The organism is Streptococcus sp. HMSC072G04, from assembly GCF_001813295.1.
Lineage (GTDB): Bacteria > Bacillota > Bacilli > Lactobacillales > Streptococcaceae > Streptococcus.
Map to the genome: position 1 here is coordinate 239,661 of NZ_KV812036.1, position 14,577 is coordinate 254,237.

Sequence of the window (14,577 nt, forward strand, 5' to 3'; positions counted from 1 at the left end):
CCTTATGAAGTGACCTTCAAGACAGATTCTATCCAGGCAGCGATTCCAATTGTCGAAAAGACCCGCGCCCAAAAGGCATCCTATGTACCAAGTGCAACAGATACAGACTATGCGAACTTGCCAGAAATAGAAGGAGCTGCTCTAGTCGCTCCAGAAGTGCACTACAAGGAAGAATATAGGCTTCCAAGCCCAGAACACCTTGTCCAACCAAGTCCAAATACTCCTGACAAGGTAGAGGAGATGAAGACAGGATCAGCTACACAAGAGCAACCTCATCGTGCCCTAGCAGTATCCTATGGTCCTCGATTTGTTACCACGACTTCGGAATCAGATACAGAAGATCCTCAAGAAGTGACTTCTGCAGTAGGAGGAGAACAAGCAGACCATATGCTTCCTCAAACAGGGAGCAAAGATCATGCTCTGGGTCTCTTCGGTGTGATCAGCCTTACAGCTTCTAGTCTCATCTTTTGGCGCAAAAAGAGAGAAGATGCCTAAGGAGTCCCCGTAGCAAATATTTCTAAAATGGCATCATTTAGTGTAAAATAAAAGTAGAAATGCAGAATCAGTAGTCACTACTGAAAAAGGAGGAAATATGGCACACGTAATCACAGATGCAACTTTTGAACAAGAAACCAGCCAAGGACTTGTCTTGATTGACTTTTGGGCAACTTGGTGTGGTCCATGCCGCATGCAAGCTCCAATTTTGGATCAGTTGGCAGAAGAAGTACATGAAGATGATTTGAAAATCTGTAAGATGGATGTAGATGAAAATCCAAATACAGCACGTCAATTCGGTATTATGTCAATCCCAACTCTTCTCTTTAAAAAAGATGGACAAGTTGTCAAACAAGTTGCTGGAGTTCATACGAAAGCGCAATTGAAAGAAATCATTGCAGAATTGAGCTAAAAAGAAGACTCGTTTTCCAAACTGGAAAACGAGCTTTTTTATGCTCTTTATTTCTTTCAAATAGACGCGCTACCCATTGACAGCGCTTTCTTATAGTGCTAAAATGAAGCTGTATTTCCTATAAAATTTTTACAGGAAAAAAATTCTCCTAGGAAGATGTAGATCCTAGGAGAAAATCATATATAAAGGTTATTGGCCCTCTGTATCTTGGGCTACCCAGACGCTGACGGAGCGCTCTGCCACTGGGAATTCAGCAGTACCGTCTTCTTGAACTTGGACGGTTTCTGAGCAATTTTCAAGGACATCATAGTAGGTAAGACCAGCGTATGTTGAGCCGATCTCCATAACTTTTGTAGCAGCTTGATTATTGGAAATCAAGCAGGCAATCGGTGCTGCTTCTTCTGTACCTGAGCGTGTCCAACCGATGCAATTAGGATCATCGAAGTAGTCCGTTTGTTCCCCGTAGGCCAGATCTTTACGAACCCGTAAGAGACGATCGAGAACCTCTTGGAAACTTTCTTGCGCAAATTTGCCCTTGATACCGTAGTAGTCTCCATAGAAGACACAAGGCAAACCAGCTTCACGAAGTAAGATCAAGGCATAAGCAGCAGGCTTAAACCATTCTTCAATGGTAGATTCCAAGGCTTGCCCTCGTTGGGTATCATGGTTGTCCACAAAGGTCACGGCCTGTTCAGGATGATTCAGCGCTAGTGTTCCATCAAAAATAGTTCGCAGGTCGAAATTTTCACCTTCTTGACTAGCTCTGAAAAGATTTTGGTGGAGGGCCACATCGATCAAGTCATACAAGTAGTCAATGCTTTCCAAGTATTCATCATTGGTTTCTGTGTCCCCATTCCAAAATTCGCCAAAAACGTAGAAATCTTCTCCATATTTTTTGGTGATATTGTGGATAAAATTCTTCATAAAGAAGGAGTCAATGTGCTTAACCGCATCCAGACGGAAACCTTCTACACCAGTCGTTTCGATAAACCATTCAGCCCACTGATCGAGATTTTCTACAACCTCAGGGTGTTTGAAATCGATATCGGCGTACATGAGGTAATCGTAGTTTCCATTCTCCTTGTCCACCAGATCCCCATGAGCCCAACCTTTGTTGTCTCCTTGGATTTGGTAGATCCCATTCTTATTACGAGAAGCATCGTAGTCAGTACCGGTGAAATGGTACCAATGCCAGTGGAAGTCATTATAGGCTCCATTTCGGCCATCAAAGGTGAATTTGGTCCATCCTTGAATGGTGAAGGGCTCAGTGAGAACCTTGTTTCGATCCATCGGATCGACCTCAACGACCTCGAATTCCTCTAAGCCATCAGCGGCAGCTTTATGGTTGAGTACGACATCGGCCATTGGTTGAATCCCAGCATCTTTGAGGGCTTGAATGGCTTGAAGATAATCGTCTTTGAAACCATATTTGGTACGAACCGTTCCTTTTTGGTCAAACTCGCCCAAATCAAAGAGGTCATAGACCCCGTAACCAACGTCATTGTTAGAAGTAGCTTTAAAGGCAGGCGGCATCCAGACCTTGCGAATACCCAAGTCTGCTAAGTGTTGCGCATCTTCAGCAAGACGCGTCCAGTGGTTCCCATCAGCGGGCAAATACCACTCAAAATATTGCATTAAGGTTTGATTTTCCATTTTTATTTCTTCTTTCATGTGAATGTCCTTATTTTACCAAAAATAGTTGGATAGGACAAACGTTTGCACTGGAAACAAGCCCTTCCTAGAAAAAAATCGCATACATGAAAGAAATGAAGAAAGTATATAAAATAATAGAGTCAGAATGGTAGTGCTATCTGCCAGGACTGACTTTGAAAATGGTGAAAGGAGACCATTTTATGAAAAAAACAACTCTTGTTTCTCTACTCGTTGCAGGTTTACTGATTAGTCCTGCTGTACTCGCCCAGCATGTGCAAGCAGATCAAGTAAGCGGCACAACTACTGAGGAGACGGTGACTCCTCCAGCGATAAGATCTGAAGTTACTGAAACAGTGAGCTCAACACAAGGAGACAACAAAGAAACCGTTCAGCCTGCAAAAGTGGAAGAGGTTTCAGAAACTAACCGACCAACCACTTCACCAACCGCTCCGACAACTGAGCTACAGGAAGAACCTGCATCAAGTCCAGCGGTAGTGAGCGCCCCAACTGTTGAGTCCACTCTAGCCAATCAGTCAAGCCCTGCGCCTGCGACGCCTGCCGTTCGCAGTCAAGAGGTGAGTGCGACTCCAAAAGTAACCCAAGGGGATTTGGCTAAAATTACTGGTGCGACTGTAACCGACCAGGATCGTGAAAAAGAAGTTACGGTGACGGAGGCAGTCAATCAACTCTTGAACTGGGCTTCGACCAAGGAAAACCAAGTCGGATCTACTGATAAAGACCGATTAGCTTTTGCTAAGAGCTTGGGGATGGTCAAGGAAGGAGTAGATGGCTCTGCTCCAGTTACCAATCTCACTTCGATGGTTGATGTAGCCAAACAGCTCCGTGCTGCTTACCGCGCAGACAAGAAGACTCCTCTCTTTTTGAATGGCAAAGCACAACCTATTTTCCCATTTACGCCAGGAGACGATCCGGAGCATTACTCCTATGATAAGAGTGACATCGTCCGCTATATTGTCTATGTGGAAACCGATTATGATACGGATGGCGACGGCAAGCCTGACTTGGTTAAGACTTTTGTGCAGGTGCCAAAAGCTGCTGTCAATGGGGACTATAAAGCTGCGACCATTTTTGAAGCTAGTCCTTATGTAACAGGAACAACAGAAGAGCGTACCTTAGAGGGAATTGGTCTTAAAGAAGGTGGAAACTTCGATATGGCCAAGCTCTATGAAAAACCTGCCAAACGCCAAGCAACCAAGACCGTTACGACTGAGGAAGTGGCCAAGGCGACCAATCCAAAGGATTGGTACTATGTCAATCCGCGTGAAAGCTCTGAAGACTATACGCATTATGATTACGAAAATCTCAACTGGTACAATTATTTCTTAGTCCGTGGTTATGCAGTGGTGACCAGCAGTGGCTTGGGCTCAAAAGGATCAGACGGGATCAATACGACCGGCTCTGACCTTGAAGTCGCAGCTTATAAAAATATCGTGGAGTGGCTAAACGGCAAACGCAAAGCCTACTCAGATAAGACTAGTAACCATGAAGTCAAGGCAGACTGGTCCAACGGAAACGTCGCCATGACAGGTTTGTCTTGGGCAGGTACGACAACATTTGGTGTGGCTTCTACTGGTGTTGAAGGTCTCAAGACCATTGTGCCGGCTGCAGGGATTGCTAGTTGGTACGACCATTTCAACAGCCAAGGATCTCCTCTGGATACAGGAGCTTCCAATGACCTATCTTGGCTATCTGTCTATACCTCAGGCCGAATCCTTGATAAGGAAGATTGGGATAAGGTCAAGGATTACTATGCAGCCTATATCACCAAGCTTAATGAGCTCCAACACAAGGATGGTCATAATTACAACGAAGAATATGCCAAACGCGACTACACGCTAAACGCAGCCAACTTGAAAGCGGCTCCTCTCATCATTCAAGGTCTCAATGATGACAATGTCAAACCCAAACATTTTGAACTCATGTTAGAAGCCTATAAAAAGGCGGGGATCGATGCCAAGGTCTTGCTCCACCAGGGCAATCACGTTTATCCATCTACTCGTTGGTCAGGAACCGAAGTCGCAGGTCAAGCCTTTAATGACCTGATGAATCTCTGGTATAGCCATTACCTCTATGGTATTGAAAATGGGATTGAAAACCTTCCACAAGTAACAGCTCAGGACAATCTTGATCCAAGTAAATGGCGTCGTTTTGATAAATGGGATACCAACAATGCCATCTCCGCTCGAATTTATTCCAAACGGGAGGATGTGACAGTGACTGGGGATTACTATGGTACGGGAAATAACTGGACCACACGCAACCAAGATGCGGCCTTCCATTCCTCAGAAGTAGCGGCTTCCTATGCAGCACCAGTTGATCAAGATGTCACCATTAAAGGCCATATCCCTGTGCATTTTAGCGCTGCTTTTGTCAAGGGAGACAAAAACCATGCCCATGTCAGTGCGACCTTGATGGATGTCTCAGACGAAGACTTTGATGTGGTCAAAGAAGAAATTACCTATGATAAAGACGGTTATAGCACACGCACATTAGACAAGGAAACCATCGATGAGACAGGCTACTGGAATGGTAGCAACCTTGAAACCTTGCCTCTCAAACGTTACAAGACCCACAAGGTTAAGAGTGTGGTGATTGCGCGTGGTTGGATGAATTTGGCTAATCCAGCATCTCGCTATGACTCAGCAAGTTCTAGTCATTCTATTGATCTGAAAGAAAACGAATATCATGATTACACCATGTATCTGCAACCAAATCTCTATACAGTGAAAAAAGGCCATCGACTGGTTTTGAGTTTGCACACCTATGATCCGGATTACATCTATTTTGCAGATCCTTATGAAGTGACCTTCAAGACAGATTCTATTTCTGCAACGATTCCAATCGTAGAAAACAGCCGGTCTCTCTTGTTCCGTTATCAACCAAGTGAAAAAGATACAGAGTATGCCACAATGGCAGATCGGATTTTACCAATTGCAACCATTCAACCAAAAGTAGATCCTGAACAAGACCCAAGTCCAGTAGATCAAGCAGAAAAACCAATTGTTCCAAGTAATCCAATGATTCCAACCAATCCAGCTGCTTCTGAAATTCCTCAAAAACCAAGCCACGGTCGGGATCTGATGGACTTCCGTAAGGAACAAAAAGAAGAAACTGCACAAGAATTGGCTCAAAGAGCTGATAAAGATGAGGTAGAAGTGACAAGCCAACCAAGCCTTCCAAAAACAGGTCAAGCAACAAGCTCTTGGACTCTCTTTGGCTTCCTAGGACTCATGCTCACCAGCCTTTTGTCACTTGGCAAAGCTCACAAAGATGAATAATAGAAAAGAAGGATGGAGAGAAAGTGAAAACCACCAATAGAGAGAGCATCGAAACGATTTTTACTGAAGCCTTGGCGATCCCAAGCTTTACCAACACTGAGACCGAGCAAGGAATCGAAGCCTACCTGGATCAACGGATTGGACAAATCCCCTATTTCAAGGAACATCCGGACTATTTTGGGCGCTATCAGGTGCCACAGGATCACTTGCATCGGTCGGTCAATTGGGCCTTGGTTGATAAGGGCAAGAAAAAAACAGTTATCCTTTTCCACCACCATGATACAGTCGATCTAGAAGACTATGGAAATTTGGCAGAAATCGCGCTCGATTCTGATCAAGTAGCAGAAGCCTTGAAAACACTGGATAGGCGACCAGATATGCAGGAAGATTTAGCTTCTGGGGAGTGGAAATTTGGCAGAGGGTCTTGCGATATGAAAGCAGCCCTAGCCCTTCAATTAGGGGTTCTGGAAGCCTATGCAGCAGATCCCTCAGAAGGTCAGGTCAATCTGCTCTATCTCTCTGTTGGAGATGAGGAATCCTATTCACAGGGGATGCGTGGAGCCTTGGGCCTCCTCACAGATTTGCAGGAAAAGTTTGATCTGAATTATGTATTAGCAGTGGATTCAGAACCCTTTGAATCAGAGGTAGGAAAAGAAAAGGTCCTTCACATTGGCACAGTTGGTAAACTCATGCCAGTCGTTGTGGCGCAAGGCGTCTTGTCCCATATGAAGGAGCCCCTCAAAGGGATCAATGCCTTGTCGCTCCTAGTAGCCATTGCAAGCCAGCTGGATCTTCATCCCGATCTGGCAGATCAGGCCTTGGGAGAAACGTCTCCCCTTCCTTCTTGGTCCTATCTCAGAGATTTGAAGGAGCAGTACGATGTATCGACCGTGCTCTATGCGGCTGGTTATTTCAGTGTATTGCATTTGAAGAAAACACCGCAAGAGCTCTTGCAACGAATCTATGAGCTTAGTCAGGAGGCCTTGGACGCCTTTTACAAGAAGTACGAGCACTTGCAGGATCAGGCAGGCCAAGACCACATTATTGCAAGGCCAAGAGTCATCACCTATCAAGAACTAGAGGAACGTTGCCAAGCCTTAGAGGGTTACCAAGCCTTTAGAGAAGCTTCTAATAAAAAAGCGGAGCAAGATTTTCGTAATGGGACCAGCTACCAGAGCCTTGCGATTCAGCAAATCCAGCGACTCCTTGAGTTTCTCGGAGATAAAGATCCCATGGTAGTCATCGGTTTTGCGCCCCCATATTATCCTTCCATGAACTGCCGCTTTTTAGACAATACCGATTTCAATATCGTGTCCCTCATCACTGATTACCGTGAGTATCTGGACCAAAGAGGTTACCTCTTAAAAGTGGAAGAATACTTTATGGGGATTAACGACACCAGTTATTGTGCCTTGGAAAAGGATGTGGCCTCTTATCAAGTCGTCTTGGATAGCCTAGCCACACCAGCCCAGGTCTATGATCTGGATCTGGAAAAAATTGCCCAAATTCAGGTTCCAGCGGTCAATCTAGGCCCTTGGGGCAAAGAATTGCATAAGCGAGGAGAGCGGGTCTACAAAGAAGACTTCTTGGAAACCATTCCAAACTATCTGCTAGAATTGCTCTACCATTTCGATGATCGCTTATCAACAGAATAAGAAAAAACGGTCCCTGTGAGGATCAAAAAGGGAGTTAGCATGATTACATTTCACGGAGTTACCAAAGATTACGATGGGCACATTGCCCTCAACCACTTGGATCTGACAATCGAGGATGGGCAAATTGTCGGACTGATTGGCCATAACGGAGCCGGTAAGTCAACGACGATTAAGAGTCTGGTCAGTGTCATCACCCCAACCACTGGATCCATTGAAGTGGATGGTCAGGACCTCTATAGCCATCGGCTTGCGATCAAAAAGAAGATCGGTTATGTGGCGGATTCGCCAGATCTTTTCTTGCGTCTCACAGCCAATGAATTCTGGGAGTTGGTTGCGACTTCTTATGATATGAGTCAAAAAGACTGTGACCATCGCTTAGAGGAGCTTCTAAGGATCTTTGATTTTCAGAGCCACCGCTATGAAGTGATTGAATCCTTTTCACATGGGATGCGCCAGAAGGTCTTCGTCATTGCAGCCCTTTTGTCAGATCCAGATATCTGGGTTTTGGACGAACCGATGACCGGTTTGGACCCACAGGCCTCTTACGATTTAAAACAAATGATGCGCCAGCATGCGGATCGGGGCAAGACGGTTATTTTCTCTACCCACGTCTTAGAAGTGGCTGAACAACTCTGTGATAAAATCGCTATTCTCAAAAAAGGAAATCTCATTTTCTATGGGACGATCGAGGAATTAAAGGGCCAACACCCCGAACAAAATCTGGAAAGTATCTATCTCAGCCTAGCGGGTCGGAAGGAAGAAGGTGGCGATCATGCGTCTTAAGATCATACAGCAGCTGGTCAATGTTAATATCATCTATGCCAGTCAGCCCGCTCAGATCGCAAAATTACGTGCCAAACAGGCCAAAAAACCGGACGTCAAACTCAATGTTGCCCGTAAATCGGTGCTCAACTATCTCTTTTTAGGATTGGTCTATTTCCTCATATTTGGCTTGCTCTTTAGCATCTATGATTTTGTCCATCAGCCAGCCTTCTTTGTCAATATGGTCGCCCTTTTTTCCTTGATGACCATTTCCCAAGGCTTTATGAGTTTTTACAATGTCTTTTATGAAAGCAAGGACCTCCAGTTTTACAGGCCCTATGCCTTCTCAGATGCGGAAGTCATTGCTGGAAAGAGTATCTCGGTCATCCTGACCCTCCTCATGGCTATCCTTCCCTTGGTCAGCTATTTTCTGATCTTACCTGTGCAAGCAGGCGGCTTCAATCCGTTAGGGATCCTGCTAGGCCTCTTTTGTGCCTTAATTCTCTTAGGCGTTCTCTTTTTAGCGACGATCTTATTAGCTCATTTGATCACCAAGACCCTCTTTTTCAAAAAACACACGACCCTGGTTTCCAACATCATGGTCGGAATCGGTTCTCTTCTGAGTCTAGGAGCTTATCTCTATCTCAATCTAGTCCAAACCCATCGGGTAGAAGTGACGGGGGGCGCAGATATTCCCATTCTATTTCCACCTTTTACGGCCTTTCATCAGTTTATCCTCCATCCTTTTGATGTCGAAGCGATCCTTGGCCTCTTGGGCTGGATCCTGGTCCTTCTGGTCTTGATCGGCCTGGTTCGTAAAATCGTGATTCCGCAGTTCTATGATGCGGCCCTTGCAGTTGCGACCAACCAAACCGTTAAAGAGCGCGTGAAAGTGCTCCATGTGGGTCAGAAAGACTCCTTTAGACGATTTGTCATTCAGTATCATCGCAGACTCTTGAGCGATGGAACCCTTATGGTGCAAGTCCTCTTGATGATGAGCATTCTGCCTTATATTTTTCTCCTCAGTGGAGCAGCAGGAGCATCGAAAAATATAGGAGGCCTCAGTCCTTACTTGACGCCCCAGTATCTGGTGCCACTGACCCTTGTTGCCATCTTGATCGGTGTTTTCAATAGTTTTGGAGGCTTGACCAGTATCGGTATTTCGCTAGAGCGCGAAAATTTTGAGTACTTGAGATCCCTCCCTATTGATTTCAAACGCTATCTTTTCATGAAGTTTTGGTTGCTCTATCTGGTGCAATCCATCCTTCCTGTCATTCTTCTAGTTGGCGTTTGTCTCTATTTTGGCGTCCATCCCTTGGCTATCCTAGCTATGTTATTGATCTGGGTTGTAACAACCATTCCGATCTGCATTCGAGACTATGTCAAAGATTTTCAGAACTTTAGCACCAATTGGACCAATATCACGGAATTGATGACCCGTCATCGTGGGAATGCAGTTCTTCAATCTATTCTCTTGATTGTCTTTCTCTTTGTGATGTTTCTCTTGATCATTGTCAGCTTCATTTGGACCTATCATTCCGTCAGCACCCTGCTGGCTGTGATCCTTTATAGTGTCATACTGCTGATTGGAGCTGGGATCAGCTATACCATCTACCACAAAAAAATCCGCACTCTCTACCAAGAGATCGGAGAATAAAAATAGACTCCTCAAGACAAGCAGCTTGAGGAGCCTTTTTGATGGTGATTAAATTTCATAGCCCATGAGGAGGCCACCTTCTTCGGCGTAGAAACTACAAAGTCCAGAAGTAGGAAGGACTTCAATCATTGCATGGGCAAATTTTTCACGAACCAATGCAGAGAATTGCTCGATAAATTTTTCATTGTTGCGGTGGGCGATGGTGATATGACCGCCAGCATAACCCGCCTTGATTAATTCATCAAAAGCAGCCTTGATCGCTTTCTTTTGGCCCCGTGCTTTTTGGAGCAACTCGAGGGTACCCGTCTTACTAGCTTCTCCGACCATACGGATATTGAGGAGTCCGACAACAGTTCCGATCAATTTGCTGAGACGCCCATTTTTGACCAGATTATCAACTTTAGCCAAAACAAAGAGCAACTTCGTCTTAGACTGATAGGTCGTGATCACATCGACCACTTGATCAAAATCAAGGCCTTCAGCGACCAACTGATTGAGCTTGCGAACGATCAGGTCCACCTCACCCCCAGCTGATAAGCTATTAATGACGTGGATATTGGTATTCGGATGCTCTTCTAGATAAATCTTCTTAGCTACCTCAGCACTATTGTAGCTACCTGAAAGGGTTCCAGTGATGGTCACAACGACAATATTTTCAGCCCCTTCAAAGGACTTCATATAATCATCGGGACTTGGACAGGCAGACTTAGAAGCTGTCGTGGTCGCATACATCTCCTCCATCATCTGATCGATATTGAGGTGGGCGTCATCTGTATAGATGGTCTCTCCCACTTGGATGGTCAATGGGACACTGACAAACTCCGTATCTGGTGCCAGATTGTTCAAAGAGCGGTAGTCACAGCCTGAATCCGCAATAATTTTCCATTTCATCAGTTCATACCTCATAATTGTATAAAAATGTACATTGACAAGTAGTATGTCTTCTTTTACAATTATATCATGAAGTACAATGCTATCCAAGCAGATATCATCAGGTGAGACAGATAGAAAGTAAATGTTATGGCAGAAAGAAAAATATCCGAGAAATCCTTGGAAAATCTCAAACGATTTAACCGAGAAAACAATGCGATTACACGAGAATCCATCGAAATCTCTCTCCTGCAATTGTTGGAGAAAAAAGATCTGAAAAAGATCACCATCTCTGAGCTGGTTCAGCGTGCGGGTGTTTCTCGCGCAGCCTTTTACCGTAATTATGACTCCAAAGAAGAGATTCTAGAGTCCATCTTTCAATCTAGTATCGAAAAGATTACCAAGTCTTTAGATGGCTACAATCTCAAGACAGACCTTTACCAAGTCTGGGTCTATCTCTTTAAGGAAGTCAAGAAAGAAGCTAAGATCATCAGTCTAGCCATTGATTACAATTTCGAACGGCTCTTGACCAAGGCAGTCTATGACTTTTTAGAAAAACGAAATGGCAGCTCCTCGAATAGCGCTGGCAGCTACCTCAATTCCTTCTGGAGCTCAGCCATCGTCTCTGTCATCTCCAATTGGATCAAGGATGGTATGAAGATCCCAGCTGAGAAAATTGCGACCCTTGGCTTGCCCCTCTTTCCACAAAAGAAGAAGTAAGCACCACCGAGAGGTGGTTTTAAAGTAAACTGCACATCTCCATATCTAGTTCAAATGAATAGATAAAACTGAGCAGAGATTAAACAAAGGACAAGAATGATGATCGAAGAACAAATCCAAGCTGCTAAGCAGTATGTTAAAACCTTATTTGCTGATCGAGCGGATGGCCATGATGTGGAGCATACTCTCCGCGTCTTTACCAATGCTATGAGAATCGCACAAGCAGAAGGTCCATGTGATCTGGAGATAGTGGGTTTGTCAGCTCTTCTTCATGATGCTGATGATGATAAATTGTTTCAAACAAAGAATAATGCGAATGCTCGCATGTTTCTAGAAGAGATCGGTATTCCTCAAGACCAAATCGACCAGATTTGTCGGGTTATCAATGCTGTTTCTTTCAGCAAAAATCGCGATAAGCATCCAGAAACCTTAGAAGGCAAGATTGTCCAGGATGCAGACCGCCTGGATGCGATAGGAGCTGTAGGAATTGCGCGAACATTTTCCTATGGTGGCCACAAAGGGAGGTCCCTCACTGATACCGTCCAACATTTCCATGACAAGTTGCTTCTCTTAAAAGATGAAATGAACACGGAGACTGCCAAACAAATGGCAGAAAGTCGCCATCAGTTTTTAATCACCTTTCTAAATGAACTAGAGAAGGAACTCTAACAAGTAACCCCTGTCTGAAATGATCTCAGTCAGGGGTCTTTCTTTATTCTTGGATCATGGCCAGGAGATCCTCTCCTGTAGTGGTTGGAAGGATCCGAACTCGTTTGAGGGAATAGAGGCCATCAGCGGAGCTGGCGAGTCCATTTTTAGTAGTGAGGCCTAATTTGTAGTCAGCTTTCTTGGCTTGGTCGATTGTGACCTGGCTGTAGCGACCAGATGGGTAGACGATAACGCTGGTATTTTGATCCAGCACCTTATCCAGCAGGCGTTTAGAAGTGACCAGCTCATTCTTTTGGGTCTCAAGACTGGAATTGGCTAGGTCTGGATGATTGACCGTATGGCTTTCAAAGGTCAAGCCAGCACTTTTCATCTCTTTGATTTGGTCAAAGGTCAGGACATTTTCTTTTTCCTTTTGGGTAAAGTCCGTGATGATATTGTTAGTGGCGGTCATCTTGTACTTCTTAAGAAGCGGATAGACGATGGTATAGAAATCCTCGACGCCATCATCAAAGGTCAACCAGACATATTTCTTTCCTTTTGGCACTTCATTTTTTGCGAGGATCCGATAGGCTTCCTCAGGTGTCAGGGTGTAGTAACCAGCTTTTTTCAGGGCCTTTAGTTGGCTTTCAAAGGTTTCTGGATCGACAATCAGATTGGCATTGGCAGCTTCGGACTCGGCCATATTGTGCACGGAGTGGTACATGAGGATGGGCAGTTTGACCGGCTTTTTCACTCGAGTCCACTCAATAGAGGAGCTGTGTTCATCTAGCGAGCGCGTTATGGCAGTGCCACTTGTATTTCCGTCATTCGGCTGAGTGATCCGTTTGATCAGAAGAAAGCTACAAATAAAGATACAGACCAGTAGTAGGGCATTGATTCCAAGTAGGGCTTTGATTTTTTTAGGTACTCTTCGTTTACTCATAGTGTCACCGTTTTCATTATTTTCTTTATTGTACCACAAATTCTATGTTCTTTTCCAGAACTTGCTACAGGCAGATCCTGTCATGAAAATTCAGAATTTTTAAGGCAATTGGCTGTCAAACGCTTAAGTTTTTGTTATAATGGAGCTACTATAGAAAATTCAAGGAGTCAATAGGATGTCTGTTAAGATTGCCTTACTAGGATTTGGTACTGTTGCAAGTGGCGTACCATTTTTATTAAAAGAAAACCATGAAAAAATCACCCAAGCAGCTCAAGATGAAATCGAGATCGCTAAGGTCTTGGTTCGAGATGATGCGGAGAAGGAAAAATTGCAAGCTGCTGGTCATGACTACAACTTTGTGACCAATGTCGATGAGATCATTGAAGACAAGGACATTGCCATCGTGGTCGAATTGATGGGCCGTATCGAGCCAGCTAAGACCTTTATCACCCGTGCGTTGGAAGCGGGTAAGCATGTGGTCTCTGCTAACAAAGACCTTCTTGCCGTTCATGGAAGCGAGTTGCTAGAGATTGCTAAAAAACACCAAGTGGCTCTTTATTATGAAGCTGCCGTAGCTGGTGGGATCCCAATCCTTCGAACTTTGGTGAATTCTTTGGCCTCAGACAAGGTGACCAAGGTTCTTGGTGTGGTCAATGGAACCTCTAACTTCATGATGACCAAAATGGTCGAAGAAGGCTGGACTTATGAGGATGCTTTAGCAGAAGCGCAACGTCTTGGTTACGCTGAAAGTGATCCAACCAACGACGTTGAAGGAATCGATGCTGCTTACAAGATGGTGATCTTGAGCCAGTTCGCTTTTGGGATGAATATCCAATTTGACCAAGTAGGTCACAAAGGAATTAGCCAGATCACTCCTCAAGATGTATCGGTTGCTCAAAGCCTTGGATATGTCATTAAGCTGGTCGGCTCTATCGTTGAAACAGAGTCAGGGATCGCAGCAGAAGTGACACCAACCTTCCTTCCAAAACAACATCCACTCGCAGGAGTGAATGATGTCATGAATGCGGTCTATGTGGAATCCATCGGTATTGGTGAGTCTATGTACTACGGACCAGGTGCTGGTCAAAAACCAACTGCGACAAGTGTCGTAGCCGACCTCGTCCGCATTGTCCGTCGTCTAAAAGAAGGAACGATCGGTAAAGCCTTCAATGAATACAGTCGCCCTCTTCAATTGGCTAAGCCAGAAGACGTGAAGAACAATTATTACTTCTCAATCAAAGCACCAGATGCGACTGGTCAAATCTTGCGTCTTGCGGAAATCTTTAATGCAGAAGGAGCTTCCTTCAAGCAAATCCTTCAAGAAGACTCAGATGGTCACTATGCAAGTGTTGTCATCATTACTCACCAAGTTAACCAAACTCAATTCAAGAACTTGGTTGAAAAATTGGATTCAGAGGCGAATTTCGAACTCTTGAATACCTTTAAAGTCTTGGGAGAATAAG

12 protein-coding genes are annotated in these 14,577 nt (G+C 44.6%); 9 read left to right on the plus strand and 3 right to left on the minus strand.

From position 1 onward, the window contains the following. Both HMPREF2904_RS09070 and trxA read left to right on the plus strand, forming a co-directional pair. On the plus strand, window positions 1-495 hold a 495-nt coding region (locus HMPREF2904_RS09070), incomplete at its 5' end, for an LPXTG cell wall anchor domain-containing protein (protein WP_141751211.1). A gap of 97 nt (window positions 496-592) precedes the next feature. Continuing rightward, entirely contained in the window at window positions 593-907 is a 315-nt protein-coding gene (trxA, locus tag HMPREF2904_RS09075; RefSeq protein ID WP_003002728.1) for a thioredoxin, read from the plus strand. A gap of 189 nt (window positions 908-1,096) precedes the next feature. Here the strand turns inward: trxA and HMPREF2904_RS09080 are convergent, their stop codons facing one another. Continuing rightward, the gene (locus HMPREF2904_RS09080) at window positions 1,097-2,578 is read right to left on the minus strand and encodes an alpha-amylase (RefSeq protein ID WP_070662133.1); all 1,482 of its coding nucleotides are present in this window, start codon (window positions 2,576-2,578) and stop codon (window positions 1,097-1,099) included. Between the two features lie 182 nt (window positions 2,579-2,760). On the opposite strand from HMPREF2904_RS09080, the gene HMPREF2904_RS09085 reads away from it, so the two are divergent. Genes HMPREF2904_RS09085 through HMPREF2904_RS09100 form a run of 4 tightly spaced genes read left to right on the plus strand, consistent with a single transcriptional unit; the run spans window position 2,761 to window position 9,933 of the window. Next, on the plus strand, window positions 2,761-5,859 hold the full coding sequence (locus HMPREF2904_RS09085; RefSeq protein WP_070662136.1) for a CocE/NonD family hydrolase: 3,099 nt from the start codon (window positions 2,761-2,763) through the stop codon (window positions 5,857-5,859). Window positions 5,860-5,882: 23 nt separating this feature from the next. Next, window positions 5,883-7,514, plus strand: a complete 1,632-nt coding sequence (locus HMPREF2904_RS09090; RefSeq protein WP_070662139.1) for a M20/M25/M40 family metallo-hydrolase — start codon at window positions 5,883-5,885, stop codon at window positions 7,512-7,514. 39 nt (window positions 7,515-7,553) lie between these two features. Then, window positions 7,554-8,297, plus strand: a complete 744-nt coding sequence (locus HMPREF2904_RS09095; protein ID WP_070662142.1) for an ABC transporter ATP-binding protein — start codon at window positions 7,554-7,556, stop codon at window positions 8,295-8,297. Continuing rightward, the gene (locus tag HMPREF2904_RS09100; RefSeq protein ID WP_070662144.1) at window positions 8,287-9,933 is read left to right on the plus strand and encodes a hypothetical protein; all 1,647 of its coding nucleotides are present in this window, start codon (window positions 8,287-8,289) and stop codon (window positions 9,931-9,933) included. Before HMPREF2904_RS09095 ends, HMPREF2904_RS09100 begins: the two co-directional genes overlap by 11 nt. A 48-nt stretch (window positions 9,934-9,981) precedes the next feature. On the opposite strand, the gene HMPREF2904_RS09105 is transcribed toward HMPREF2904_RS09100, so the two are convergent. Beyond that, window positions 9,982-10,824: a DegV family protein gene (locus tag HMPREF2904_RS09105; protein ID WP_070662147.1), complete on the minus strand. Its 843-nt coding sequence runs from the start codon at window positions 10,822-10,824 to the stop codon at window positions 9,982-9,984. Window positions 10,825-10,953: 129 nt separating this feature from the next. Between HMPREF2904_RS09105 and HMPREF2904_RS09110 the strand changes: the two genes are divergently transcribed. Together HMPREF2904_RS09110 and HMPREF2904_RS09115 are read left to right on the plus strand one after the other, a co-directional pair. Further along, the gene (locus HMPREF2904_RS09110; protein WP_070662150.1) at window positions 10,954-11,523 is read left to right on the plus strand and encodes a TetR/AcrR family transcriptional regulator; all 570 of its coding nucleotides are present in this window, start codon (window positions 10,954-10,956) and stop codon (window positions 11,521-11,523) included. 99 nt (window positions 11,524-11,622) lie between these two features. Next, complete coding sequence (locus tag HMPREF2904_RS09115; protein ID WP_070662153.1) at window positions 11,623-12,192, plus strand: HD domain-containing protein; 570 nt, start codon at window positions 11,623-11,625, stop codon at window positions 12,190-12,192. Between the two features lie 43 nt (window positions 12,193-12,235). Here the strand turns inward: HMPREF2904_RS09115 and HMPREF2904_RS09120 are convergent, their stop codons facing one another. Then, on the minus strand, window positions 12,236-13,114 hold the full coding sequence (locus HMPREF2904_RS09120) for a polysaccharide deacetylase family protein (RefSeq protein WP_070662156.1): 879 nt from the start codon (window positions 13,112-13,114) through the stop codon (window positions 12,236-12,238). A gap of 175 nt (window positions 13,115-13,289) precedes the next feature. Here HMPREF2904_RS09120 and HMPREF2904_RS09125 point away from each other — a divergent pair, with 175 nt between their 5' ends. Then, window positions 13,290-14,576, plus strand: coding sequence for a homoserine dehydrogenase (locus HMPREF2904_RS09125; protein WP_023918393.1), 1,287 nt, complete (start codon window positions 13,290-13,292; stop codon window positions 14,574-14,576). Window position 14,577: the final 1 nt, after the last annotated feature.